Source organism: Cytobacillus firmus, assembly GCF_023657595.1.
Classification (GTDB): domain Bacteria; phylum Bacillota; class Bacilli; order Bacillales; family Cytobacillaceae; genus Cytobacillus; species Cytobacillus firmus_B.
The window spans coordinates 4,172,214-4,196,206 of record NZ_CP098323.1; the positions used below are offsets into that span (position 1 = coordinate 4,172,214).

Sequence of the window (23,993 nt, forward strand, 5' to 3'; positions counted from 1 at the left end):
CTTTGTTATCTCCAATAAAAAACGCCTGCCCGCAGGCAGACGCTTCTCACCTTTACTTCAATCTCTTTTCAAGTTCAGCTTTTTTCTCTTCAAATCCTGGTTTTCCTAAAAGGGCGAACATGTTCACTTTATATGCTTCAACACCAGGCTGGTCAAATGGATTCACTCCCAGAAGATAGCCGCTCATTGCACAGGCTTTTTCAAAGAAGTAAACCAGATAGCCAAATGTATAGGCATCCATTTTTGGAATGGAAACGATCAGGTTTGGCACTCCGCCGTCTGTGTGTGCAAGCATGGTTCCTTCAAAAGCTTTATTATTCACAAAATCGACAGTCTCACCCGCAAGATAGTTCAAACCATCAAGATCATTTTCGGCCTCTTCAATGGTAAGTTCATGGCGTGATTCTTCCACTTTGATAACCGTTTCAAAAAGGTCGCGGCGGCCTTCCTGCACATACTGGCCTAATGAATGAAGATCAGTGGAGAAGTTTGCTGATGAAGGAAAAATTCCTTTCTGGTCTTTTCCTTCACTTTCACCGAACAGCTGCTTCCACCACTCTGCAAAATATTGAAGACCTGGTTCATAGTTGATCAGCATTTCAATCGTTTTGCCTTTGTTATAAAGAACATTGCGGACAGCAGCATACTGATAGGCTGCGTTCTCCTGAAGCTCTGATTTACTGAAGTCTTCGCGCGCCTGTGCAGCACCGCTCATCATATCTTCAATGTTTGCACCGCTGACAGCTATCGGCAAAAGACCTACTGCTGTAAGAACAGAATAGCGGCCGCCTACATCATCAGGAATAATAAATGACTCGTAGCCTTCTTCTGTCGCAAGAGTTTTTAAAGCACCTCTCGCTTTGTCGGTCGTAGCATAAATTCGTTTACGCGCTTCTTCCACACCATATTTTTCCTCGAGCATTTTGCGGAAAATACGGAAAGCCAATGCCGGCTCAGTTGTTGTGCCTGATTTGGAGATCACATTAATGGACCAATCTTTTCCTTCAAGCAGATCCATTAAATCCTTCATGTAAGATGAACTGATATTGTTGCCGGCAAACAGTACCTGCGGAGTACCGCGCTTTTCTTTTGGAAGTGCATTATAAAAGCTGTGCTGAAGCATTTCTATAGCCGCACGCGCTCCAAGATAGGATCCTCCAATTCCAATGACAATAAGAACATCGGAATCATTCTTAATTTTCTCAGCCGCTTTTTGAATGCGGGAGAACTCTTCTTTATCGTAGTTTGAAGGCAGATCGATCCAGCCTAAATAGTCGCTGCCAGCTCCAGTTTGTTCATGAAGGGAGTGGTGAGCAACCTTCACTGCATCCTGCAAATATGTAATTTCATGTTCGCCAAAAAAAGGAAGTGCTTTTGAGTAATCAAAACGAACGTGTGTCATGAATGTCCTCCAATTTTTCTCAATTTTAAACAGCTTTTATTATTTGCTGTCATCTCTATTCCACTTTAACGAAAGCACCAAAGTTAATCAAGAATCATCCCATATTGTAAGCGTGTCCAATTTTGACATATTTTTTACACATAAAGTGAAACTTCAATCAGTGGGGGTTTTCCTTATCCCCCACTGATTGTTAGTCGCGTTCTAGTGTCGCTAAGATCTCCGCTAGCGCTTCGATCAATCGACACTACGAACCCGATTGGTTCAACTAAGCCTCTGCCTAACGCGTCGGCAAGTTTCACTGTATCTCGCCAATCGGGCCTTTACATTATAAAGCGAGGCGACTTGCCCAGGGGTGACAAGCATAAGACGAGCAGCTGGAGGGAAGTGCCTTTCTTCCCACCAGCTGATTGGCTTATGACCTCGAGCCCCTAGGAGCCGCAGCTAGATTGGGCAGTTTGACCCCCACTTATCCCCCTTTGATTCCTCTGAGTCTTGAAGTGGGGGTCTTACTGCCCGTTAGACTGCGATAAATGACGACGGGAGAAAATGTAAAAGGACCCCGCGCATTGGCAGAGTCCATTCTGAATGTTATAAAGAAGCGCGGTAGATTGAAACTACGTCGGCATGATTTAATTTCGCGAAATTGCCAAACTCTCCATTGACCGTCGCTTTGTCTGCCATCAATTCGATCTTGCTGTCATCGATGTCATAATCAGCAAGGCGGGAAGGCGCCCCAATTCTGCTCCAGAATTCACGAAGCTTTTCGATCCCTTCAAGCGCTGCCTCTTCATCCGTTTTTCCTGCCGTATCCACATTAAATACACGGACAGCCAGCTGTTTAAAGCGTTCAGGCTTCACGTTCAGATTATGCTTCATCCAGTTCGGGAACAGAATAGCAAGGCCGCCGCCATGAGGAATATCATAAACAGCCGATACGGCATGCTCAATATTATGCGTTGCCCAGTCACCGCGATAGCCCATGTTCAAGATTCCATTCAACGCCATCGTGCCGGAATATAAAATGGTTGCACGATGCTCATAGCTTTCAAGGTTTTCAAGAAGCTTAGGAGCTGCTTCCATTATGGTAGTCAGCAGGGCTTCGCACATGCGATCCTGAAAATCAGTATTTTCTTCAAGATGGAAGTAATGCTCCAGCACATGGGACATCATATCGACAATACCATACACCGTTTGATTTCTTGGCACTGTGAACGTATTAACAGGATCAAGAATTGAAAACTTAGGAAATGTCACAGGACTTCCCCATCCGTATTTTTCGTTTGTTTCCCAATTCGTAATAACAGATCCGGCATTCATTTCAGATCCGGTAGCAGCTAGTGTAAGAACCGTTCCAAACGGCAGAGCTTCTGCAGCAAATGCTTTCTTAATAACCAGATCCCAGGCATCGCCATCATACTTAGCACCGGCAGCTATAGCCTTGGTGCAGTCGATTACACTTCCGCCGCCAACAGCCAGCAGGAAATCAACACCTTCATTTTTACAGATTTCAACACCTTTTCGAACCGTAGAGATTCTTGGATTAGGCTCAACCCCTGCCAATTCAAATACTTCAGCACCAATTTCAGTTAGCTCAGCCATCACTTTATCATATAAACCATTTCGCTTAATGCTTCCTCCGCCGTATACAACAAGCACCTTCTTGCCGTACTGAGGAATTTCAGTTTGCAATTGAGACAGCTGATCTTTCCCAAAAATTAATTTTGTCGGATTATAAAAGGTAAAATTTTGCATATCACCATCTCCTTTTCCCCATCATTATCTTTCAAATTTTCAGCTATTGCAAAAAGTATGATTCGATATTCGGACTCCTTTACATTATGGCCCTTAACGAATATTAAGATGAATATTTTTTATTCTCGTGCAGCAACATAATAGTGAACCTATACTATAAGGAGGAAACACCATGAGTGGCATACAGCGTATTGCACTGGTACTAACAATAATTGGCGCTATAAACTGGGGTTTAATCGGATTTTTCCAATTTGATCTGGTGGCAGCTATTTTCGGCGGCCAGGATTCAGCCCTTTCAAGAATCATATATGGCCTGGTGGGCATCGCCGGCCTAATCAACCTTGGCCTTCTCTTCAAACCGAATGAAGAACTGGAAAGAGAACCTGAAACTAGGCCAACCCGTTAATATATGCAAAAAAATCCTTGCACTTTGTGTGCAAGGATTTTTTTAATGAATCAGTATTTATATACCGGATTAAACCCAGCCTCTGAAGCGGGAGGCTTCAGACATTTTTCTTGCGCCGACCATGTAAGCAGCTAAACGCATATTTACCTTTCTCTGCTGTGAAGTCTGGTAAACATTATCGAAAGCCTGAACAAGCACTTTTTCAAGCTTTTCTGTAACTTCATCTTCAGTCCAATAGTACCCCTGGTTGTTCTGCACCCATTCGAAATAGGATACGGTTACACCGCCTGAGCTTGCTAAAACATCAGGAACAAGCAGGATTTCCCGGTCTGAAAGAATTTTTGTAGCTTCAAGAGTGGTTGGGCCATTTGCTGCTTCTACAATGATGGAAGCCTTAATATTATGAGCGTTTGCAGCGGTAATCTGATTGGACACAGCCGCAGGAACCAGGATATCGCAATCAAGTTCAAGCAATTCTTCGTTTGTCAAAGTGTTATCGAAAAGGGTCGTTACCGTTCCAAAGCTATCGCGCCTATCAAGAAGGTAATCAATATCCAGTCCATTCGGATCATATAGAGCACCATAGGCATCTGAAATGGCGACCACTTTAGCGCCTGCATCATGCATGAATTTTGCCAGGAAGCTTCCTGCATTTCCAAATCCCTGAACAGCCACACGTGCTCCTTCAATGGAAATGCCGCGCTTTTTCGCAGCTTCCTCGATGCAGATCACTACCCCTTGTGCAGTAGCCTTTTCCCTTCCTTGTGACCCGCCGAGAACAAGAGGCTTGCCTGTGATAAATCCGGGAGAATCATACTCACGGAGGCGGCTGTATTCATCCATCATCCAGGCCATGATTTGTGAATTCGTATAAACATCCGGAGCAGGTATATCTTTTGTAGGGCCAACGATCTGGCTGATTGCCCTAACATAACCTCGGCTTAAGCGTTCCAGCTCCCCCATTGACATGGAACGGGGATCACAAATGATGCCGCCTTTCCCTCCTCCATAAGGAAGATCCACAATTCCGCACTTTAAACTCATCCACATGGATAATGCTTTTACTTCATCTTCATTTACTTCAGGATGAAAACGGACACCGCCCTTTGTCGGTCCCACCGCATCATTATGCTGTGATCTGTAGCCGGTAAAAATTTTTATCGATCCGTCATCCATCCTTATCGGAATTCTTACTGTGAGCATTCTCAGCGGCTCTTTCAGCAGCTCATACACCTCATCCCCATAGCCGAGCTTGTTCAAAGCTTCCTTGATCACAACTTGGGTTGAAGTAAATAAATTTAAAGCCTCTTCCATTTTTTGTTCAGATACTTTCCCAGCTACTCCTGCAGCTCCCATCATGGCACCTCTTGATTTTAATATTTAGGAAAATTACAGCAATACTCCATCACCGGAGGCCCTGCATCACAAATTCAGATACAGGGGCCAACGTCCGTAAATTTGTATTAGCTTAATACTTTATTGATTCTTTCTATTGCCCAATCAAGCTCTTCTTCAGAAATGACTAAAGGCGGGGCAAAGCGAATAACTGTGTCATGCGTTTCTTTGCAAAGCAAACCTTGTTCTTTAAGCTCTTCGCAATATTTGCGTGCCGGCTCATTCAGCTCAACACCAATAAATAAGCCGCGGCCGCGCACTTCTTTAATGACAGGATTATTAATTTCTTTTAATTTGCCCATGAAATATTCACCCAGCTTAAGCGAGCGCTCTGCAAGCTTCTCTTCAACCAATACGTCCATTGAAGCAACTGAAACTGCACAAGCCATTGGATTTCCTCCAAATGTTGAGCCATGGGATCCTGGATTAAATACCCCAAGAACATCTTTATTCGCAACCACACACGAAATCGGGAATACTCCTCCTCCAAGCGCTTTCCCTAAAATGTACATGTCAGGATCTACATCTTCCCATTCGCAGGCAAACATTTTACCGGAACGCGCAAGGCCTGCCTGAATTTCATCTGCAATGAATAAAACATTGTTCTCCTTGCAAGTTTCAAATGCTTTTTTCAAGAAGCCTTCTGGAGGAATCACAATTCCAGCTTCACCTTGAATCGGCTCAATTAAGAAAGCTGCCGTATTCTCAGTGATTGCTTCTTTAAGAGCGTCAAGGTCTCCGTACGGGATCAGCTTAATGCCTGGAAGCATTGGTCCGAATCCGCGCTTATATTCTTCTTCAGAAGAAAGGGAAACCGCTGTCATTGTACGGCCATGGAAGTTTCCGACACAAGCAATGATCTCCGCCTGGTTATCTGCAACCCCTTTTACGTCATAAGCCCAGCGGCGTGCAGCTTTAATTGCCGTTTCGACTGCTTCTGCCCCTGTGTTCATAGGGAGAGCCATCTCTTTATTTGTCAGTTCACAGATCATTTCATACCATGGTCCAAGCTGATCGTTATGGAAAGCACGTGAAGTTAATGTTACACGATCTGCCTGTTCCTTCAGCGCCTGAATGATTTTTGGATGGCGGTGCCCCTGGTTTACAGCTGAATATGCACTTAGCATATCCATATATTTATTTCCTTCAGGGTCTTCCACCCAAACACCTTCCGCTTTGGAAATAACGATTGGCAGCGGATGATAGTTGTGTGCACCGTATTTTTCAGTTTGTTCAATTAGTGATTTTGATTTTGTCGCTTCAGTCAATTAAAATTCCTCCTTTTTCAGAATAGTCCTTTTTATTGTAACGTTAAGCTATTCTTCTTTAAACTATTTAAGGTTTTAGCATGTACAGGATATTAAATATCCCATACATACTTTACAGATTTTAATACATTTCAGAAGTCGTCTTTGCCTGCATGTGAAGCAGGATATAGTCAGGTCCGCCCGCTTTGGAGTCTGTTCCTGACATGTTGAATCCGCCGAATGGCTGGTATCCAACAATCGCACCTGTACAGCCGCGGTTGAAGTATAGGTTTCCAACATGGAAATCTTCGCGCGCTTTTTGGATGTGCTCTCGGTTCTGTGTGATCACTGCTCCTGTTAAGCCGTACTCGGTGTTGTTGGCGATTTCAAGCGCATGATCGAAATCCTTTGCCTTTGTGAAGCCAACGACAGGTCCAAAGATTTCTTCCTGCATTAAGCGTGCATCCGGGGCAAGGTCTGCGAATACAGTCGGCTTGATGAAGAAGCCTTTCGAGCTGTCGCCCTCTCCGCCTGCCATCAGCTTGCCTTCTTCTTTGCCGATTTCAATATAGCTCATGATCTTGTCAAATGCGCCCTGGTCAATCACTGGACCCATGTAATTGCTTTGGTCTTCAGGATTGCCCTGTGTTAATTCGGTAGTCAGTTCAACCACTCGGTTAAGCACCTGATCGTAGACATCTTCTACGATAACCGCACGTGAACATGCTGAACACTTCTGGCCGGAGAATCCGAATGCAGAAGCCACGATGGAAGTCGCCGCCAATTCAAGGTCTGCTTCTTTGTCGACAACGATTGTGTCCTTACCGCCCATTTCAGCGATGACACGCTTCAGCCAGATTTGGCCTTCGTTTAATTTAGATGCACGCTCGTTGATGCGAAGACCAACGTCACGTGATCCTGTGAAGGAGATGAAGCGGGTATCTTTATGGTCAACCAGGTAGTCGCCCACTTCCGCACCGCTGCCAGGCACGAAGTTCAGAACGCCCTTCGGAAGGCCTGCTTCTTCCATCACTTCAACGAATTTCGCAGCCACAACTGGAGTTGTAGAAGCTGGCTTTAAAAGAACAGCATTTCCTGCCACGATTGCCGCAACAGTTGTACCGGCCATGATCGCAAGCGGGAAGTTCCAAGGAGAAATGATGATCCCCACTCCCAATGGAATGTAGTCATAACGGTTATATTCGTTCGGACGGCTATTGACTGGAACACCGTCTTTGATTTCTAAGATTTGGCGTGCATAGTACTCAAGGAAGTCAATCGCTTCTGCAGTATCAGCATCTGCCTCGTTCCAAGGCTTCCCTGCTTCCTTCGTTAATAGGGCAGAAAACTCATGCTTGCGGCGGCGGATAATCGCAGCTGCTTTGAATAGCACATCTGCGCGTGTTTCCGGCTTTACTTTTCTCCAAGTCTTGAACGCTTCGACTGCAGCCTGCATCGCTTTTTCCGCATGATCGCGGTTTGCCTTTGACACACGGCCAACGACTTCTTCTTTATTAGAAGGATTGATTGATACAATTTTATCTTCAGTAGAAATGCGCTCTCCGCCAATTAATAGATCATAATCCTGTCCTAAATAGCTTTCGACTGTTTTTAATCCCTGTAAGTACGCTTCACGGTTTTCTTCTGTTTTAAAATTTGTGAAAGGTTCATGTTTGTACGGCTGTACCATGATGCCATCCCCCTTTAATAAATTCGTTTTTCATCCACCATTTTATAATGCAAGAACTGTGCCAAATATAAAAAGCTGATAAATGACAATTCTTATAAGCTGGAAGCAAATTTTTTTTGCGTTTTTTTAGAAAACCCAATGTTTCTTGTGCAAATTTTCATTGCATATATTCAATTAAATATATACTATTGAATAAACTGCCGAGTGAAGGAGATTACAATGAATCACAGGGAAATTGAACAGCTCCAACTAAAAAACAAGATCTTTCAGCGGATTTTAGATGAAATAGATGTTGGTGTCCACGTAGTGAATGAGGAAGGAAGAACAACTTTCTACAATAAAAAAATGGCTCAAATAGAAGGCATGGATTATGAAGATGTATTGGATAAAAATCTTCTGGATGTGTTTTCTTTCAACCAAAACGAAGACAGCACCTTACTTCAGGCGCTCAAAAATGGCAGCAAAATTAAAAATGCCAAACAAACCTATTTTAACAATAAGGGGCAGGAAATTACCACGATTAATAATACTTTTCCAATTATGGAAGATGGCGAACAGATTGGCGCTATGGAAATCGCACGTGATGTAACCAAGCTTGAAAAGCTGATCAGAGAAAATATGAATAAACGCGGAGACACCCGCTATACTTTCGATAGTATAATTGGCTCAAGTGACGAGATCAATGAAGTGGTTGAAGCGAGCAAAAGAGCAACCCGGACTAGTTCTTCTGTCCTGATTATCGGAGAGACCGGTACAGGAAAAGAGCTCTTTGCCCAAAGCATCCATAATGGCAGCAGCCGATCTTCAAAACCATTTATCTCTCAAAATTGCGCTGCTCTTCCAGACAGTCTGATAGAGGGTCTTCTATTTGGCACAAAAAAAGGTGCATTTACAGGCTCCATTGAAAGGCCTGGATTGTTTGAACAGGCAAATGGCGGGACTTTGCTGCTTGATGAAATCAATTCACTTAATCCATCCCTGCAGGCAAAGCTATTGAGAGTTTTACAGGAAAAAACGGTCCGCAGGGTCGGTGATACGAAGGACCGGACAGTAGATGTTAGAATTATAGCAACCATTAACGAAGACCCGATTGATGCTATCTCAGAAGACCGCCTGCGAAAAGATTTATATTACAGGCTGAGTGTTGTTTCCCTCTTCATTCCGCCTCTCCGAAAGAGAAGAAAGGATATCCGGGATCTTGCACAATTTTTCATAGAAAAATACAATCAGCTCTTTGGAATGAATGTAGCGGAAATCAATGAAGAAGTAATGAGCAAATTCGAGCAATACGATTGGCCGGGCAATGTACGGGAATTGGAGCATATTATCGAAGGAGCCATGAATCTGATTGATCAGGAAGAAACCATCAGCTATGTGCATTTGCCTCTTCATTTCCGGAATAAGCCGCAATTCAAGGAGGAGCCGAACGAAACCGGTCATTTGGAGGATTTGCTGATTCAGAAAAACAAGCCTATTAAATCACTTGAACAATATATACAGGAAGCCGAAACCTACTATCTAAAGAAAGTCCTTAAACACCATGGCAATAATATAACCCAAGCCGCAAAATCCCTTTGCATGAGCCGGCAAAATCTTCAATATAGGCTGAGGAAGTACGGAGTCAGGAAAGAAAACAGCTGATTGAATCCGGCGTGAGGACCTGCCAAAAACCGAATAAAGTGAAACTTCAATCAGTGGGAGTTTTCCTTATCCCCCACTGATTGTTAGTTGAGGCCAACAGGACAAGGAGGGCTTCGTCAGCATGAGCATCGCACGACCGAAAGCGTTAGCTGTTGGGAGGAAGCGGGTCACAAAGACGTTGCCACAGGACTAGGAAAGCTACGGCAGCTTTTGGGAGGATGTGGCGTTCTTAGTCTTGTCCTTCTTTCGGGCCTTTACATTATAAAGCGAGGCGACTTGCCCAGGGGTGACAAGCGAGCCCCTAGGAGCCGCAGCTGGATTGGGCAGTTTGACCACCACTTATCCTCCTTTGATTCCTCTGAATCTTGAAGTGGGGTCATACTGCCCGTTAGACTGCGATAAAAAACGAAAAGCTCCCCACGGGGAGCCTATTTGTATAAAATATCGTCCCGAAGCGCTGCAACACGAGTCAAAGCTTCATCGATATCCCTCTCACTCACTCCAAAATGCGCAAGTGCATCATGCAGATGCCTGGCAATCGCATCAAAGTGTTCCGGCTGCAGATTCATGCCCTCATGTGCTTTTGCCATGGAATTGCCTGAATATTGATTAGGCCCTCCCAGAGCATAACTGATGAACTTGGATTGATGGCGTTTCTGCTTTACCATATCGGTATGCTCGAAAAACTGATTGACGGTCGGATCCTTCAATACCAGTTCCTCGTAAAAATAATCGACAACCTTTTCAATAGATTCTCCGCCGCCTACTTTTTCGTAAAGTGTCTGCTCTGCCATATTTATCTCTCCTTTCAACAAACTATATTCTTTGCTAACTGACAGCTCCTATTCAAAATTTTACAGTCTAAATCAATTTACCTTTACCCTATTATCTTCTCAAAAAACAAAAAAGACTCCGAGGGTACGGAGCCTGAGATTTAAGAAGCTAATTGATCTTTCTCTTCCATTTCTTTTCGTTCCTGATCACTCATGAATGTTATTTTGTAGCCAAGCATCGCAAAGACAATAGCCAGAATCGGCACAGTGAAATTTAAAATCGCGTATGGTGCATATTCAAATGGATGAACCGCCAGAGTTGACATGATAAACACCGCACAGGTATTCCAAGGAACAAAAACGGACGTGACGGTACCTCCATCTTCAAGGGCCCGCGAAAGATTTTTAGATTGCAGATTTTTATCCTTAAATGCCTGTGTGTACATTCTGCCCGGCAGCAGAATGGAAATGTACTGCTCTGCAGCGGCTACATTGGTAAAGAAAGCAGATAGCACGGTAGTGGCTACTAAGCTTCTTGCTGAACGGGCCAATTTCAGGATCTGTTCAACAATGGCTTTTAGCATCCCGGTCTGCTCCATAACTCCTCCAAATGCCATCGCCACTATCGTAAGGGACACAGTATACATCATATCGTCAATGCCGCCTCTATTAAATAGCTCGTCCACCATCGTGTTTCCTGATTCAATCGAAAACCCGCCCTGGAGTGTATTCACAGCATCCCCTGCAGCGCCCCCCTGTACAAAAATATGGCAAAGCCAGCCAAGGAAAACACCAATAGCAAGCGCGGGCAATGCAGGAACTTTTTTTGCCACTAATCCTATAACAATTAAAGGAACCAATAATAGCCAAGGGGAGATGACAAAGTTCTCCGCTAAAACATTCATGACACCAGAAATTTTATCATTATTCAAATCATCCCCGCCAAATTGCCTTCCCAAAAACCAGTAAGCGATAATGGCAATGGCCAGCGCTGGAAGGGTTGTGTAAAACATATGTTTTATATGTTCAAAAAGATCTGTACCAGTAATTCCTGCAGCCAAATTAGTCGTATCTGACAGGGGTGACATTTTATCTCCGAAATAGGCGCCTGAGATGATAGCTCCCGCCACCATTGGAGCCGGAATGCCCATGCTGATCCCAATTCCCATTCCGGCGACGCCAATCGTTCCCATTGTAGACCATGAACTTCCGATTGCCAGAGTGACGATGGCACAGATAATACAAATTGAGACTAAAAACATGGATGGAGTCATTAGCTTTAATCCGTAAAAGACCATGGTCGCTACAATTCCTCCGCCAATCCAGGAGCCAATTGTCAAACCGACCATTATAATAATCAGAATTGCCGGGAGCGCTAACTTAATGCCTTTATAGAAGCCCTCCTCAATATCGTTCCATTTATAGCCAAAACGCCATGCGATGAAAGCGGATACAATTGTTCCGGCAATTAAAGGCACATGTGGGCTCCCTTCAAACTTAACAATCGTAATAATCATTGCAGCAATCATTACCAGCAGCGGCAGCACTGCAAACCAGAAGGGAATTTTCTTTCCTGTTGTTTCTTTCATAATGTTCCTCCTTTTAAAGTTACACGTCTGTTGGTTTAACTATTGCAAGATTAATGCCAAGATATAAAATTCAAGCATTTTTCAGACTATTTACCCTAAAAAAATTTAATTTACATCGGTTTTATGTAAGTAAGCATGCAAAATATATTGTCGAGCGCCCGCTCATTTTGCATACAAAAGCAAATATTTTTTGCATCAAATAAAAATAAAAAACCGGGCAGCAAAACCCGGTTTTCATTTTTATTACTTCTTAATAAGATCCTCGCGCTGGGACTGGTCAATCCACTCTTGGAGCTTATCCTTAAGTGTATTGAATCCCTGTGCAGATTCGTCTTCCATTTTGATTGGAGCTGCCTGGCGCTTGCGAGGCTTTCTTGCTTTCGTTTCTGCTTGTGGCGCTTCTTCTGTTGCACGGATTGATAAACCGATTTTTCCTGCTGCTTCGTCAACAGAAAGAACCTTCACTTTTACTTCATCGCCCACTTTAAGATGCTCATTAATATCTTTTACGAAACCATGAGTCACTTCGGAAATGTGGACTAATCCCTGTGTATTCTCATCTAATGCTACGAACGCACCATATGGCTGAATACCCGTTACCTTTCCTGTAATAACACTGCCTACTTCGATTTTCTCAGACATGAAAACACTCCTATTTAAATTCAAATTTTATCTCTTTATACGCAATAAGAAATTATATCACAACTTGATCAAAATATCAAAAGGAATTCAAATGGAAACCCCAGACATTTTAATCCCATTGGGAATCACAGACTTTCATTCATTATAATAAAACAATCCGCAAACAATATGTAGACATTCTATTTGTTTGTTAACTAAATGTTCATGAAGTACAAAAAGGATCATGCGTTTAACATGATAAAATAAAGATAGAAGAAATTGTTAGTGGGAGTGATGGATATGTCAAATATAGGCCATAACATTAAAGCTTGCCGCGAACGCGCAAATATGACCCAGCAGCAGCTCGCATTAAAGGTGAGAGTGGGGACGGGTACGATTGCAAAATACGAAAATGGAGATCAGATTCCTGATACACAGACTGTTTTAAAAATCTCAACAGCCCTGGATATTCCAGCTTCCGAACTGCTTGAACAGGAAATGCAGAAGGGCCAGTCAGGAATCGATTATGAAATCGAACAGCTTGTGCGTGAAATTGGCACAAAAAAAGCAAAGCTTATCTTAAGGAAAGCTAAGGAATTCAGTGAGGAAGATTTCCTCCGTGTCATGCAAATGCTATATGAAATTAAATATGATCAAAAAGTTTAATAAAAGAGAGTATATAAAAAGGGAATACTGGTTAGCCTTGAAGTATAAGGCTTTCTAGTATTCCCCCCTTTTTGAAGTTGACAATCTGTTGTGGATTGTCCTTTTTTTATGCTTTCTGATTCTGCTTTATAAAATGGCTAATTCTCTTGATCGCTTCCTGCAGAAGTTCCATGGAGGTGGCATAAGAGCAGCGCACATGGCCTTCCCCGCTTTCGCCAAAAATATTGCCTGGCACGACCGCTACCTTTTCCTCCAGCAGCAGTTTTTCTGCAAATTCTTCAGAAGAAAGTCCCGTACTTTCAATAGATGGGAAAGCATAAAAGGCTCCACCCGGCATATGGCAGGTTAATCCCAGTTCATTTAGAGACTGAACAAAATAATTCCGCCTGCGCTTATAGCTCTTTTTCATAACCTCAACATCTGATCTGCCAGTCTTCAAGGCTTCAAGTGCAGCAAACTGTGCCATCGTAGGTGCGCACATCATCGCATATTGGTGAATTTTCAGCATTGCCTGCGAGATCTCCTCAGGAGCGCAGACAAACCCCAATCTCCAGCCTGTCATGGCAAACCCCTTTGAAAATCCCGAAATTAAGATTGTTCTTTTCTTCATCTCTCTGATGGCGGCAAAACTCGTATACTCATCATCATAAGCAAGCTCTGCATATATTTCATCAGAAAGAACCAGCAAGTCGTACTTTTCAGCTATTTGTGCAATTGCGTTCAGTTCATCTCCGGATAACATTGTTCCAGTCGGATTATTGGGCGAACAAAGCATAATGGCTTTAGTCCTGCCGGTTATTGCGTTTTCCAGCTGCTCAGGCAGAATCTTAAACCCATTCTCCTTTAAAGTCTGGACCTGCACAGGCACACCTCCCGCAAGAGTTACTAAGGGAACATAGGAAACAAAGCTTGGTTCAACCACAATTACTTCATCACCCGGATCAAGGATTGCCCTTAGAGATATATCCAATGCCTGGCTCGCTCCCACCGTAACGATAATTTCATTTTGGGGTGAATAAGAAACTCCGAAGCTTTTTTGCATATAATCTGCAATTTCCTCCCGCAGCTCCATTAACCCGGCATTAGCCGTATAAGAGGTATATCCCTGCTCAAGTGAAAGGATGGCTGCTTCACGCACTGACCAGGGTGTGATAAAATCAGGTTCACCCACCCCAAGGGAAATGACTCCTTCCATTCCTGCAGCAAGGTCAAAAAAGCGGCGAATCCCGGAAGGCTTCAGCTCTTCTACCGTTTTGGATAAATAAGACTTTGTTCCCTTCATTACGGTGACACCACAATTCGTTTGTCATCTTCATTTTGTTCAAAAATAGTGCCGTCATGCTTATATTTTTTTAGAATAAAGTGTGTTGTTGTCGACAAGACGGAATCAAGAGTCGACAGCTTTTCTGATACAAATCGGGCTACCTCATTCATGGAACGGCCCTCAATGATGACAGAAAGATCATAGGCGCCGGACATTAGATAGACAGACCTCACCTCTTTGAAACGGTAAATTCTCTGTGCAACTTCATCGAATCCTACCCCGCGCTTTGGAGCGACCTTCACATCAATCATAGCGGTAACTCCCTCATGTCCATCCACCTTTGACCAGTCAATAACAGAATTAAAACGCACAAGCACTTTCATTTCCTCGAGCTTATCTAAAATGGTTTCAGTTTCCGCCACATTTAATTGAGCCATTTTCGCAATGTCTTCAACAGGGATTCGCGCACTGTTATTTTCTAAAATTTCAAGAACTTCGATTTGCTTTTCAGTTAATTTCACTACTTGTCGCTCCCATCCTTTAGTGATTTACTCTATAAAATAGTTCTATTATAGCAAAAACTTCGAAAAATAAATGTGTCACTTTCATTATTTATTAATTTCTTTAAAATCATATGTGTCAAGATTAAGATTAAGGGGAAAATACTGTGAAACTGAGTCTAGGAGGGGGAAGGCCCATGGAACAAGCGACATTTTCAGGAACAGAGCCAATTAATGGAACAGATGTTTATTATGAATACTATAAGCATGAGTCCTCCAGGAATACCCTGGTTCTGCTGCACGGTTTTCTTTCGTCCACCTTTAGCTTTCGCAGGCTGATTCCTCTGCTGCAAACGGAATTCAATGTGGTTTCGATGGATTTACCGCCCTTCGGCAAAAGCGGGAAATCCCAGCAGTTCGTCTACTCCTATAAAAACCTGGCTGATACGGTTATCCGCTTATCAGAAAAACTGGGCTTTGAAAAGGTCACTTTAATAGGGCATTCCATGGGAGGACAGATTGTATTAAATGTTGCACATTCCAACCCTGATCTGGTTGACCAGGCCGTACTGCTGTGCAGTTCCGGGTATATGAAACGAATGAAGCCGCATATCATCTTTTCAAGCTACATACCGTTCTTTCATCTGTATGTGAAATTATATCTTCAGCGCTCAGGGGTAAAACAGAATTTAAAAAATGTTGTTTACGATCATTCCATGATTGATGATGAAATGCTCTATGGCTATTTGTCGCCCTTTTTAGAAGACGATATTTTCCGGGCCTTAACCAGGATGATTCGCGACAGGGAAGGCGATATGCCTGCTGCTGCATTAAGGAAAATAGAAACACCATGCCTTCTAATATGGGGAGAACACGACAGGGTCGTTCCGCTTCATATCGGAAAACGGCTGAATAAAGATTTAAAGAATTCCAAACTGGTGGTGTTAAAAGATACCGGTCATCTCGTGCCGGAAGAGCGGCCGGAAGATGTTCTAAAGCACATTCGGAGTTTTGTAAATTCCGTTCAAGTGTGCAGATGAAAAAGGCAGCCCCCGGGTCGGAGAGCTGCCTTTTTTCACTTTACATAGCGCAGGAGCCATTATTCTTGATTTCAAGAAGACGCCCGGAGATTTCTATGCAATTTTCCAATGGAATGATTTCCTCAAAGGAAAATTCATATATGGATTGAATCTTTCTGGCTAATTTCACCTGATCATCCAAATCATGGACTGCCTGAACTGAATCTGCAATTTCAGTGTCATAGTTGCCCGGCCCAACTCTAAATGGATCCCACTGATCCAGTGTATAAACAAGCAAAAGATTCGTTTGCTGAATTTCCATTTATATCACCTGATTATTATTCGGCTGAACGAAGCCGCAATATTTTAATTTTTAGCATCAATATCATATCATAGAGTCAGGATACATAAAAGAATTCTAAAGGCGGTGACAGAGTTGGATCGTTTTCATTTCCATCAAAAAATCAGCAGGGAAAATACAGCTTCTGTTAAGTGGGATCGGACCAGGGAGGTTTTCGGCAGATCCGATGTATTGCCGATGTGGGTAGCGGACATGGATTTTCAGCCACCCGAGGAAGTAAAAAAAGCCATCGAGGACAGAATAGCTCATGGAGTCTACGGATACACATTTGCTCCTGATTCAACCGCAGACTCTATCGGACAGTGGCTTTACAGGCGGCATGGCTGGAAAATTAATAATGAGTGGATTTTATACAGCACGGGAGTGGTTCCCTCCATCGCAACTGCGATCCAGGCTTTTACGGAAAAAGAGGAGAAAGTAATGCTCCAGTCTCCCGTATATACTCCTTTCTTTGAGATGATTAAACAGAATGGCCGCAAAGTCGTTAATTCTCAGCTGAAGCTCGAGAACGGCCGGTACGAAATTGATTTTGCCGATTTTGAAGACAAATTGAAAGAAGGAGTGAAACTATTCCTCCTATGTAATCCGCACAATCCTGGAGGCCGCATGTGGACAGAAGAGGAACTTAGGAAAATAGGGGAGCTATGCGTAAAATATAATTGCCTTATTCTTTCCGATGAAATCCATTCTGATTTAATTTATAAAGGCCATAAGCATTATCCCATTGCTTCAATGGATCCACAATTTGCAGACATTACGGTCACCTGCATAGCTCCGACAAAAACCTGGAACCTTGCAGGGATCCAGGCTTCAGCTGCCATTATTAGCAATGAGAAGCTGCGAAAGGCATTCCAGGCAGAACAGCACAAGCAAGGATTCTTTACGCTGTCGGCCTTCGGCATCATTGGCATGGAGGCAGCTTACCGCCATGGCGAAGAATGGCTCGATGGTCTTATGGATTATCTCGCTGAAAATAAGCGAACAGCAGCTGAATTTATTGGTGAGCACCTTCCCGGTATTCGCCTGATGGAGCCGGACGGCACCTATCTCCTATGGCTGGATTGCCGCGAATTGGGATTAAGTGATGCCGAACTGCGCCAAAGGCTTTTGGAAAAAGGAAAACTCGCATTGGAGCCTGGCCCGAAATACGGCCAGGGCGGTGAAGGCTTCGTCCGGATGAACATTGCCTGCACGCATGAAGTATTGGCGGAGGGACTGGATAGGCTGAAGCGGGCCTTTGAGTAATAGTGTGTGGAGGCACGGCTGGAAGGCCGTGCTTTTTGCGTTGTGCGAGATTGCGGTGGCCGGTCTGATTAAGTACCCTTTTCGTTGGTCGTTCTTCATTTTGGACGTTATTCCCTCTGATTAACTACCATATTTCTTTGGTCGCTTCACTTTTGGGCGTTATCCCCTCTGATTAATTACCATTTTCTCTAGTCGCTCTCCTTCTTCGGCGTTATTCCCTCTGATTAACTACCATTTTTCTTTGGTCGCTCCACTTTTCGGCGTTATTCCCTCTGATTAACTACCAGTTTCTCTAGTCGCTCTCCATTTCGGCGTTATTTCCTCCGATTAACTACCATTTTTCTTTGGTCGCTCCACTTTTCGGCGTTATTCCCTCTGATTAACTACCATTTTTCTTTGGTCGCTCCACTTTTCGGCGTTATTCCCTCCGATTAACTACCATTTTTCTTTGGTCGCTCCACTTTTGGGCATTATCCCCTCTGATTAATTACCATTTTCTTTAGTCGCTCTCCTTCTTCGGCATTATCCCCTCTGATTAACTACCAGTTTCTTTGGTCGCTCCACTTTTCGGCGTTATTCCCTCCGATTAACTACCATTTTTCTTTGGTCGCTCCACTTTTGGGCATTATCCCCTCTGATTAATTACCATTTTCTTTAGTCGCTCTCCTTCTTCGGCGTTATTCCCTCTGATTAACTACCAGTTTCTTTGGCCGCTCCACTTTTCGGCGTTATTCCCTCCGATTAACTACCATTTTTCTTTGGTCGCTCCACTTTTGGGCATTATCCCCTCTGATTAATTACCATTTTCTTTAGTCGCTCTCCTTCTTCGGCGTTATTCCCTCTGATTAACTACCAGTTTCTTTGGCCGCTCCACTTTTGGGCGTTATCCCCTCTGATTAATTACTTAATCACCTCAAACCTCTTCTCCTGTTTTTACCTTCTTTGATAATATGAAGCTTTCCCCCTCCTTTTTTCTCATAATTTCTCACTAGTATCCTCCGCACAGTCTTCCCAGACCCTACACCTCCGCACCAATCCACTATCGTATTTGTAGTAATTTTCCTATCTGGAAACAGAACCCTAAATTCATTCACACAACGCAGTATCGCAGTGTCTGCCTTTTCTTTCAAACCACATTCCCCGCACGTTAAGTATCCTTGAGTAAAGGGGGTCAAGAACGAGGAACACGAATCACACGGGATCCCTTTCCGCAATTGGGCATAGTTATATTCTGGTATTCTTATGTAGGGGTTCTCTTTCATACAGCGGGCATTTAACTGCTCCGCGAGCTTCATGTTTCTGGATTTCGCCGCAGTTGGAGTATTTTTTAATTTTGTAAGAAATCGTTTTAGCTGTGAAGGAAATACTGCGGAAATATTTAGTGGAGCCTGATAAAGCTGAAAGCCGGGGTTAATGAAGATCAGGTGTGATTTGATGGGAAGATGAAAGCCGAGTTCTTTTAGGAGTCCTCGCAAAAGTGTTTCGCATCTCTGCAGCTGAAGAAGGGGATTTTTTATTTCTGTTTTGGACGGAAGGGAGTACCATCTTTCATTTTCTATGCAATAGTCACCCTCGTAGTTTTTTACTTCAAAGACAAATAGAGTGCTGCCGGCGATAAGGAGGGTATCGATTTGGAAGTGGGTATTGCTGTTTTCCAGCAATAGATCATTTAAAATAATACAAGAGTCTGGTAAGTCCTGTAGCTCCCTGTCAAAATGCTGCTCGCCTGCATAGCCCTTCTCTAGATGCAGATACTGTTTTTCATTTTTCAAAGGCAGCTTCAGGCGGCGGGAGAGAAAACGGAGGATTTCCAGCTCCTTTGGTTCGATACGGAGTTTGTTTATCATCACTCACATCCTTTATTAAGATAATTTAATTTTATGAAAACTCCTCCAAGACTACAAGCAAAATCCCCTTGGTTTTAAAAAGCAAGGGGATTCATAGTACATATTCAGCAAGCACGCTCTGCACTTCGTAGATGTTCAAGTTTTTATTAAAATGTTTTTCAATCGGTTCGTCTGATCCTGAGATCCAAATTTTTAATTCGGCCTCCAGATCGAAGCTGCCTGCGGTTTCAATGCTAAAATGGGTAATGTTTTTATAAGGGATGCTGTGATACTCAATTTTTTTCCCTGTGATTCCCTGCTTATCCACCAGAATCAGGCGCTTGTTTGTAAAAATGAATAAATCACGGACCAGCCTGTAGGCTTTTTCAACCTGTTCACTTGGGGCAAGGACGGCTGAAAATTCGTCCTGTACCTCCTTAATGTCCGCTTCAGAGGCATTGCCGATAAAGCCATCGAAAATTCCCATTTAACCAACCTCCATTATAAGGTTAACTCCATTATACGGTTAACTCCATTATACGGATCGTCCGGAAAAATTCCCAGTGATAAAGGCTTTCCCTTCCCGGAAAGCCTTCACTTATTTATTCTTTTGTTGACTGATCATCCTGTGCTTTTTTCTGCCCTTCTTCTTTTTTATCTTTTGAAATACGGCCGCAGGCAATGCGTTCTCCGGAATCTCCTGCCGGCTGGGTCATGCCATCATCCGGCCCGTCATGGATGACAATGGAGGTCCCTTCCTTTGTCAGCAATGAAGTTTTGTCTTCTTTTAATGTGACCTGAGGCGCCATAAAATCAATCTTAACTTTGCCGTCATCCTCGACAATCAAGTTGGGAAGATCACCCGCATGGGATCCTTTTGGGTGAAGCAGACCATGCTCCTTATTATCAGGATTGAAATGATTTCCGGCGGATTTGAAATCAGGGGGTTCGCATTTTGCTTCTTCATGGATATGGATAGCAAGCTCCCCCGGCGGCAGCCCGCTCAGATCACCGGTCAATTTTACTCCGCTCGCTTGTTCCTGCACCTTAATGGTGCCTAATGAATCACCTGCAGCATTATACATTTCGACTTCTGTATTTGTAATATTCTCTTCCCCGCAGCCGGACAGAAGAAGAAAAACACCAAGCATCAAGCCTTTTCTCATGATTGAATCCTCCATCAAGACAATTTGCCTTTAGTGTTGCCCAATCACTTTATTAATAAACAAGAGCAGCGCAAGTGCCATGCTCACCCCCGACTCCTGGAAGCTGAGGCTAGATCTTACACAAAAAAAGAAGAACAGCCGCTCAGCTGTTCCCCTCTTGTCTATTTTGCCTGTCAATGCGCTCTTCAAGCTCTTTCGCTTTGGCTGCTTCGCGCCTTGATACACGGATAATTAATCTCATGGTAAGAATGGCCCCAATTAAGAAGATGGCAAACGTTAAAGCTGCCGGGCCGTATTCTGATTTATCTTCAGGAAAATACAAAAACAGTGACAGTACATACCATTGCAGCATTCTAATCCATCCTTTCTGCTAAAAGCAGTGTCCATTAAATTATTATATCAGCAAAGGCTGCACAGTCCAATGAACTTATTTCAATACCTCGATCTTTTCAATAACCACATCTTCCGCAGGCTTGTCCTGTTCGGCTGTTTCAACCGCTGCAATGCTGTCGACTACATCCATTCCCTCAACAACCTGTCCAAAAACAGTATGCTTATTGTCAAGCCAAGGTGTACCGCCTTTTTCATAAGCTTTAATGATTTCTTCCGGATAGCCGGCCTTTTCCATTTGTTCTTTCAGGCTTGGATCAAGTGCCGTGTTCTGAACAATAAAGAATTGGCTTCCGTTTGTGTTTGGACCGGAATTCGCCATGGATAAAGCTCCGCGAATATTATAGAGCTCATTGGAGAATTCATCCTGAAATGCTTCACCGTAAATGCTTTCTCCGCCCATGCCGGTTCCCTCAGGATCGCCGCCCTGAATCATAAAGTCCTGAATGACACGGTGAAAAATCAAGCCGTCGTAGTAGCCATCTTCACTGTGCTTAATGAAATTTTCAACAGCTTTCGGGGCCTGGTCCGGGAAAAGTTTAATTTTAATATTCCCTTTTGATGTCTGCATTTCCACCAGTCTTTCATTTCCCTGCACTTCTTCAGTCAGCTGCGGAAAATTGTCTGGAGTTTCACTTGACTGGTTATTTGTCTGGTTTTCTTCAGTCTCAGAGCCAGTTGCATTGTCCGCTTCTTTTTCAGTGCTTGTCCCGCATGCTGACAGGATAAACATCAGAATTAGAATGGGAGTTAACATTCGCCATTTCATTATTTTTCAGCCTCCTATAAAAAACTAATCATTTTTTAGCTTACCTGATTTATTGAAAATTTGCACTTTGTTTTTTCAGGCTTCATAATAGGGCTAAAGAAAATGAAAAAGGAGAGGTTAGGTTGGCAGAAGTAAAGATAGGCGACAAAGTAACAGCCATCTATAAAACAGGCAAGTATATCGGGGAAGTGACAGATATCCGGCCGCAGCATTACCTGGTCAGAGTGCTTGGGGTCCTAAAGCATCCCATGCAGGGCGATTTGCATAATCCTAAAGAAGCGGACGTGATGCTTTTTCATGAACGCCGCGCACTTGCATACAGAGAGCAGACGAATGTGCCTAAGCAAATGGTAAAGCCTTTCGCAGAAGAAATACCAGATTATAAGGATTCGCTTCAAATAGCACTGGATAGAATGAGAACGGAGCTGGAAGGAGATTCTTCTCCATGGGCTGAGCAAAGCATAAGAAATCTCGACTCATTGGGGAAAGATTATTTTAAGTAAAATGAATACAAGCCAAATCGCTTTGATGGATTTGGCTTGTCAGGCAAATTTATTAAACAGCTTCGAGAAATCCACCCGGTCGCCAATTGTTGTAGGCTCCGGCCTTTGCAGATACTTTTTATCCTTTTCTACCAGTCTGAAAATATTGTAAGTCGTCAAGGCATCATCCAGTGCTCGGTGATGTTTTCCGGTTCCTTCTTTGCCGTATTCCTGAACTGCTTTCCATAATCCTGTCTGGTTTTGGTCCCCAAAGAATCGCTTATATTCCATCGAAAGATCCACTTCCCTGCCCCTGAATGGAAAATCCACTCCAGCCTGGATACAATTATTTCTAAGCACCTTCATATCCATATTTCCCCACGTAACGATTGTGCAGGAACGATTTCTGTTCATATCCTTCATTTTCTTGACCAATTCAAGAAAATCCATTCCCTGATCTACTTGGTCCTGTGATATATGCAGAAAGGATTTGCATCGCTCGGACAATATCGGAAACCGGACAGGAGTTACATATGAAGAGAACTCTTCACAAACCTGATTGCTGATAACTGATACAATGCCGGCTTCGATAATTTCCGGAAAAAAACCTCTGAAAGCATTGCCTTTATCAGGCATGGTAAACTCAAAATCAATAAATAAGTATTGATGTTCCTCCCCCATGTTTTCACCTGCTTTCCCTTAAGATTTAACGGACTTAATTTCTTATATTATAGCATGAAATGTTTAAATTTTCTGATCAAATTGCTTTTATGCTGGAATTTCTCCATCGCTCTCCTTATCTAGCTATCTATTATGGAATAACCCGCCCGGCAAGCTGTATATTTCCATTCTTCCCAGCATAAACATAAACCATATTCTAGTAATCTTAAGAGACAAATAGAGATAAAGGGGGCAGGGTATGAAAAAAGGAATGTGCTGTTTTTTGTTTGCAGTCCTGCTGTTCGTGGGATCCCTAATGCCTGCGAAAGCTGCTGATGCTGAAAAAGAGTTTGAAGACATACTCGAGGAACAGCTTCGAAGCACAGTCCATTATTACAGCGAAAACTCCTTTTCAGTCATCGATGCGTACGGAATGCAGGGACAGGTAACAAAGATCGTTACATCTGATGACCCGCAAACATCAGAAAATGAAGAGGTTATTGAGAGATATACTTCCCATATCGGCATTGTTTTTTTGGAATTGGAACAAAAACGGGATGACTTATTTATATTTAAGAAAAAAGATTTCTTTTATTATGATTTTGACAAAAAAGAATTTCTGACAGCATCCAATGTGCTTGGCAATGAATCAATCAGGGAGTTTTTTGAACGGTATGTTGATAATATCGAAAAAAGCATTACCCCCTTCTCCAAGTTACTCCTCCTATTCTTCCTTTCCTTTATCATTACGGTTCCGCTAGCCATCATGATTTTCCAAAACCGCGGCCGCAGTAAAACTTAATACAGCAGAAAGAGAGGATGTGCCAAAGCACACCCTCTTTTTCTTATGAAGCCGTCTGTATCCTCACATATTCCCTAGGCTCAAACACCTTCAGCTTTTGTTCTTTTCCAGCTTCCATTTTATAATCTGCAGGTAATAATTCGACCACTTCTTCGTCTGCCGGAATATAGAATTCCCTTTTTGTTTGGTGGTTCAATATCCAGGCGCCTGCAAACAGCAGGGCAAAGATTGTAATGGCTGCTGAAATTTTATGTTTAATCATGCATAACACCACCTACTAATAGTGTGCTTGAATGAATGATTTTTTATACAAATGTGCTTTCTTTT

At 43.1% G+C, this 23,993-nt stretch carries 25 protein-coding genes; 7 read left to right on the plus strand and 18 right to left on the minus strand.

The features are described from left to right. Positions 1–52: 52 nt before the first annotated feature. Together NAF01_RS21070 and NAF01_RS21075 are read right to left on the minus strand one after the other, a co-directional pair. The gene (locus tag NAF01_RS21070) at positions 53–1,402 is read right to left on the minus strand and encodes a glucose-6-phosphate isomerase (protein WP_163145290.1); all 1,350 of its coding nucleotides are present in this window, start codon (positions 1,400–1,402) and stop codon (positions 53–55) included. A 588-nt stretch (positions 1,403–1,990) separates the two neighbouring features. After that, positions 1,991–3,154, minus strand: coding sequence for an iron-containing alcohol dehydrogenase (locus NAF01_RS21075; RefSeq protein ID WP_226620228.1), 1,164 nt, complete (start codon positions 3,152–3,154; stop codon positions 1,991–1,993). A 172-nt stretch (positions 3,155–3,326) separates the two neighbouring features. Here NAF01_RS21075 and NAF01_RS21080 point away from each other — a divergent pair, with 172 nt between their 5' ends. After that, complete coding sequence (locus tag NAF01_RS21080) at positions 3,327–3,560, plus strand: DUF378 domain-containing protein (protein ID WP_048012022.1); 234 nt, start codon at positions 3,327–3,329, stop codon at positions 3,558–3,560. Positions 3,561–3,629: 69 nt separating this feature from the next. Here NAF01_RS21080 and NAF01_RS21085 read toward each other — a convergent pair whose 3' ends face one another. The 3 genes from NAF01_RS21085 to pruA form a co-directional block, all read right to left on the minus strand. Beyond that, positions 3,630–4,874, minus strand: a complete 1,245-nt coding sequence (locus tag NAF01_RS21085) for a Glu/Leu/Phe/Val family dehydrogenase (protein ID WP_250802512.1) — start codon at positions 4,872–4,874, stop codon at positions 3,630–3,632. 149 nt (positions 4,875–5,023) lie between these two features. Further along, positions 5,024–6,223 carry an ornithine--oxo-acid transaminase gene (locus tag NAF01_RS21090; protein ID WP_159344935.1) on the minus strand — a complete coding sequence of 400 codons (1,200 nt, stop codon included), beginning with the start codon at positions 6,221–6,223 and terminating at the stop codon, positions 5,024–5,026. Positions 6,224–6,344: 121 nt separating this feature from the next. Continuing rightward, positions 6,345–7,892, minus strand: a complete 1,548-nt coding sequence (gene pruA / locus NAF01_RS21095; protein WP_250801073.1) for an L-glutamate gamma-semialdehyde dehydrogenase — start codon at positions 7,890–7,892, stop codon at positions 6,345–6,347. Between the two features lie 219 nt (positions 7,893–8,111). On the opposite strand from pruA, the gene NAF01_RS21100 reads away from it, so the two are divergent. Further along, positions 8,112–9,533 (plus strand): sigma-54 interaction domain-containing protein, encoded by a 1,422-nt coding sequence (locus NAF01_RS21100; RefSeq protein WP_250801074.1) that lies wholly within the window; start codon positions 8,112–8,114, stop codon positions 9,531–9,533. Between the two features lie 428 nt (positions 9,534–9,961). On the opposite strand, the gene NAF01_RS21105 is transcribed toward NAF01_RS21100, so the two are convergent. The 3 genes from NAF01_RS21105 to yugI form a co-directional block, all read right to left on the minus strand. Beyond that, a complete protein-coding gene (locus NAF01_RS21105; protein ID WP_048011712.1) occupies positions 9,962–10,327 on the minus strand; it encodes a group I truncated hemoglobin in 366 nt (121 codons plus the stop codon). A gap of 140 nt (positions 10,328–10,467) precedes the next feature. Beyond that, positions 10,468–11,895, minus strand: coding sequence for a Na+/H+ antiporter NhaC (gene nhaC / locus NAF01_RS21110; protein WP_197249326.1), 1,428 nt, complete (start codon positions 11,893–11,895; stop codon positions 10,468–10,470). 243 nt (positions 11,896–12,138) lie between these two features. Beyond that, the gene (gene yugI, locus NAF01_RS21115) at positions 12,139–12,537 is read right to left on the minus strand and encodes a S1 domain-containing post-transcriptional regulator GSP13 (protein ID WP_197249325.1); all 399 of its coding nucleotides are present in this window, start codon (positions 12,535–12,537) and stop codon (positions 12,139–12,141) included. A 279-nt stretch (positions 12,538–12,816) separates the two neighbouring features. On the opposite strand from yugI, the gene NAF01_RS21120 reads away from it, so the two are divergent. Then, entirely contained in the window at positions 12,817–13,182 is a 366-nt protein-coding gene (locus tag NAF01_RS21120; RefSeq protein ID WP_250801075.1) for a helix-turn-helix domain-containing protein, read from the plus strand. Positions 13,183–13,288: 106 nt separating this feature from the next. Here the strand turns inward: NAF01_RS21120 and NAF01_RS21125 are convergent, their stop codons facing one another. Both NAF01_RS21125 and NAF01_RS21130 read right to left on the minus strand, forming a co-directional pair. Beyond that, positions 13,289–14,464 (minus strand): aminotransferase, encoded by a 1,176-nt coding sequence (locus NAF01_RS21125; protein WP_163144914.1) that lies wholly within the window; start codon positions 14,462–14,464, stop codon positions 13,289–13,291. Next, the gene (locus NAF01_RS21130; protein ID WP_048011708.1) at positions 14,464–14,967 is read right to left on the minus strand and encodes an Lrp/AsnC family transcriptional regulator; all 504 of its coding nucleotides are present in this window, start codon (positions 14,965–14,967) and stop codon (positions 14,464–14,466) included. The genes NAF01_RS21125 and NAF01_RS21130 overlap by 1 nt, the downstream gene beginning before the upstream one ends. A 176-nt stretch (positions 14,968–15,143) precedes the next feature. Between NAF01_RS21130 and NAF01_RS21135 the strand changes: the two genes are divergently transcribed. Further along, positions 15,144–15,986, plus strand: coding sequence for an alpha/beta fold hydrolase (locus NAF01_RS21135; protein WP_163144913.1), 843 nt, complete (start codon positions 15,144–15,146; stop codon positions 15,984–15,986). Positions 15,987–16,026: 40 nt separating this feature from the next. Here NAF01_RS21135 and NAF01_RS21140 read toward each other — a convergent pair whose 3' ends face one another. Then, positions 16,027–16,287, minus strand: coding sequence for a DUF1871 family protein (locus NAF01_RS21140; protein ID WP_163144912.1), 261 nt, complete (start codon positions 16,285–16,287; stop codon positions 16,027–16,029). Positions 16,288–16,401: 114 nt separating this feature from the next. On the opposite strand from NAF01_RS21140, the gene NAF01_RS21145 reads away from it, so the two are divergent. Further along, entirely contained in the window at positions 16,402–17,571 is a 1,170-nt protein-coding gene (locus tag NAF01_RS21145; protein ID WP_250801076.1) for a MalY/PatB family protein, read from the plus strand. Between the two features lie 908 nt (positions 17,572–18,479). Here NAF01_RS21145 and NAF01_RS21150 read toward each other — a convergent pair. The 5 genes from NAF01_RS21150 to NAF01_RS21170 all read right to left on the minus strand — a co-directional run bounded on the left by NAF01_RS21150 (position 18,480) and on the right by NAF01_RS21170 (position 21,722). Then, on the minus strand, positions 18,480–19,418 hold the full coding sequence (locus NAF01_RS21150; RefSeq protein WP_250801077.1) for a nuclease-related domain-containing protein: 939 nt from the start codon (positions 19,416–19,418) through the stop codon (positions 18,480–18,482). Positions 19,419–19,509: 91 nt separating this feature from the next. Then, entirely contained in the window at positions 19,510–19,884 is a 375-nt protein-coding gene (locus NAF01_RS21155) for a PH domain-containing protein (RefSeq protein ID WP_035332043.1), read from the minus strand. Between the two features lie 115 nt (positions 19,885–19,999). Continuing rightward, positions 20,000–20,563: a superoxide dismutase family protein gene (locus NAF01_RS21160; protein WP_197218663.1), complete on the minus strand. Its 564-nt coding sequence runs from the start codon at positions 20,561–20,563 to the stop codon at positions 20,000–20,002. 142 nt (positions 20,564–20,705) lie between these two features. Further along, complete coding sequence (locus NAF01_RS21165; RefSeq protein ID WP_035332039.1) at positions 20,706–20,915, minus strand: hypothetical protein; 210 nt, start codon at positions 20,913–20,915, stop codon at positions 20,706–20,708. Between the two features lie 75 nt (positions 20,916–20,990). Next, positions 20,991–21,722 (minus strand): peptidylprolyl isomerase, encoded by a 732-nt coding sequence (locus NAF01_RS21170; RefSeq protein WP_284709488.1) that lies wholly within the window; start codon positions 21,720–21,722, stop codon positions 20,991–20,993. A gap of 122 nt (positions 21,723–21,844) precedes the next feature. On the opposite strand from NAF01_RS21170, the gene NAF01_RS21175 reads away from it, so the two are divergent. Then, positions 21,845–22,225 (plus strand): kinase-associated lipoprotein KapB, encoded by a 381-nt coding sequence (locus NAF01_RS21175; RefSeq protein ID WP_250801078.1) that lies wholly within the window; start codon positions 21,845–21,847, stop codon positions 22,223–22,225. A gap of 39 nt (positions 22,226–22,264) precedes the next feature. On the opposite strand, the gene kapD is transcribed toward NAF01_RS21175, so the two are convergent. After that, a complete protein-coding gene (gene kapD / locus NAF01_RS21180; protein ID WP_226620221.1) occupies positions 22,265–22,885 on the minus strand; it encodes a 3'-5' exonuclease KapD in 621 nt (206 codons plus the stop codon). Positions 22,886–23,123: 238 nt separating this feature from the next. Here kapD and NAF01_RS21185 point away from each other — a divergent pair, with 238 nt between their 5' ends. Continuing rightward, positions 23,124–23,666 carry a hypothetical protein gene (locus NAF01_RS21185; RefSeq protein WP_226620220.1) on the plus strand — a complete coding sequence of 181 codons (543 nt, stop codon included), beginning with the start codon at positions 23,124–23,126 and terminating at the stop codon, positions 23,664–23,666. Positions 23,667–23,709: 43 nt separating this feature from the next. Here the strand turns inward: NAF01_RS21185 and NAF01_RS21190 are convergent, their stop codons facing one another. Continuing rightward, positions 23,710–23,928, minus strand: coding sequence for a hypothetical protein (locus tag NAF01_RS21190; RefSeq protein ID WP_048011699.1), 219 nt, complete (start codon positions 23,926–23,928; stop codon positions 23,710–23,712). Between the last annotated feature and the right edge of the window lie 65 nt (positions 23,929–23,993).

Bases quoted from the DNA above. Each gene is read 5' to 3' on its own strand.
- NAF01_RS21105 (WP_048011712.1), bottom strand. From the start codon at position 10,327: ATGGCAGAGCAGACACTTTACGAAAAAGTAGGCGGCGGAGAATCTATT.
- NAF01_RS21150 (WP_250801077.1), bottom strand. From the start codon at position 19,418: ATGATAAACAAACTCCGTATCGAACCAAAGGAGCTGGAAATCCTCCGT.
- NAF01_RS21135 (WP_163144913.1), top strand. From the start codon at position 15,144: ATGGAACAAGCGACATTTTCAGGAACAGAGCCAATTAATGGAACAGAT.
- NAF01_RS21085 (WP_250802512.1), bottom strand. From the start codon at position 4,874: ATGGAAGAGGCTTTAAATTTATTTACTTCAACCCAAGTTGTGATCAAG.
- kapD (WP_226620221.1), bottom strand. From the start codon at position 22,885: ATGGGGGAGGAACATCAATACTTATTTATTGATTTTGAGTTTACCATG.
- NAF01_RS21190 (WP_048011699.1), bottom strand. From the start codon at position 23,928: ATGATTAAACATAAAATTTCAGCAGCCATTACAATCTTTGCCCTGCTG.
- pruA (WP_250801073.1), bottom strand. From the start codon at position 7,892: ATGGTACAGCCGTACAAACATGAACCTTTCACAAATTTTAAAACAGAA.
- nhaC (WP_197249326.1), bottom strand. From the start codon at position 11,895: ATGAAAGAAACAACAGGAAAGAAAATTCCCTTCTGGTTTGCAGTGCTG.
- NAF01_RS21120 (WP_250801075.1), top strand. From the start codon at position 12,817: ATGTCAAATATAGGCCATAACATTAAAGCTTGCCGCGAACGCGCAAAT.
- NAF01_RS21080 (WP_048012022.1), top strand. From the start codon at position 3,327: ATGAGTGGCATACAGCGTATTGCACTGGTACTAACAATAATTGGCGCT.
- NAF01_RS21185 (WP_226620220.1), top strand. From the start codon at position 23,124: ATGAAAAAAGGAATGTGCTGTTTTTTGTTTGCAGTCCTGCTGTTCGTG.
- NAF01_RS21075 (WP_226620228.1), bottom strand. From the start codon at position 3,154: ATGCAAAATTTTACCTTTTATAATCCGACAAAATTAATTTTTGGGAAA.
- NAF01_RS21125 (WP_163144914.1), bottom strand. From the start codon at position 14,464: ATGAAGGGAACAAAGTCTTATTTATCCAAAACGGTAGAAGAGCTGAAG.
- NAF01_RS21170 (WP_284709488.1), bottom strand. From the start codon at position 21,722: ATGAAATGGCGAATGTTAACTCCCATTCTAATTCTGATGTTTATCCTG.
- NAF01_RS21165 (WP_035332039.1), bottom strand. From the start codon at position 20,915: ATGCTGCAATGGTATGTACTGTCACTGTTTTTGTATTTTCCTGAAGAT.
- NAF01_RS21070 (WP_163145290.1), bottom strand. From the start codon at position 1,402: ATGACACACGTTCGTTTTGATTACTCAAAAGCACTTCCTTTTTTTGGC.
- NAF01_RS21155 (WP_035332043.1), bottom strand. From the start codon at position 19,884: ATGGGAATTTTCGATGGCTTTATCGGCAATGCCTCTGAAGCGGACATT.
- NAF01_RS21100 (WP_250801074.1), top strand. From the start codon at position 8,112: ATGAATCACAGGGAAATTGAACAGCTCCAACTAAAAAACAAGATCTTT.
- NAF01_RS21140 (WP_163144912.1), bottom strand. From the start codon at position 16,287: ATGGAAATTCAGCAAACGAATCTTTTGCTTGTTTATACACTGGATCAG.
- yugI (WP_197249325.1), bottom strand. From the start codon at position 12,537: ATGTCTGAGAAAATCGAAGTAGGCAGTGTTATTACAGGAAAGGTAACG.
- NAF01_RS21160 (WP_197218663.1), bottom strand. From the start codon at position 20,563: ATGAGAAAAGGCTTGATGCTTGGTGTTTTTCTTCTTCTGTCCGGCTGC.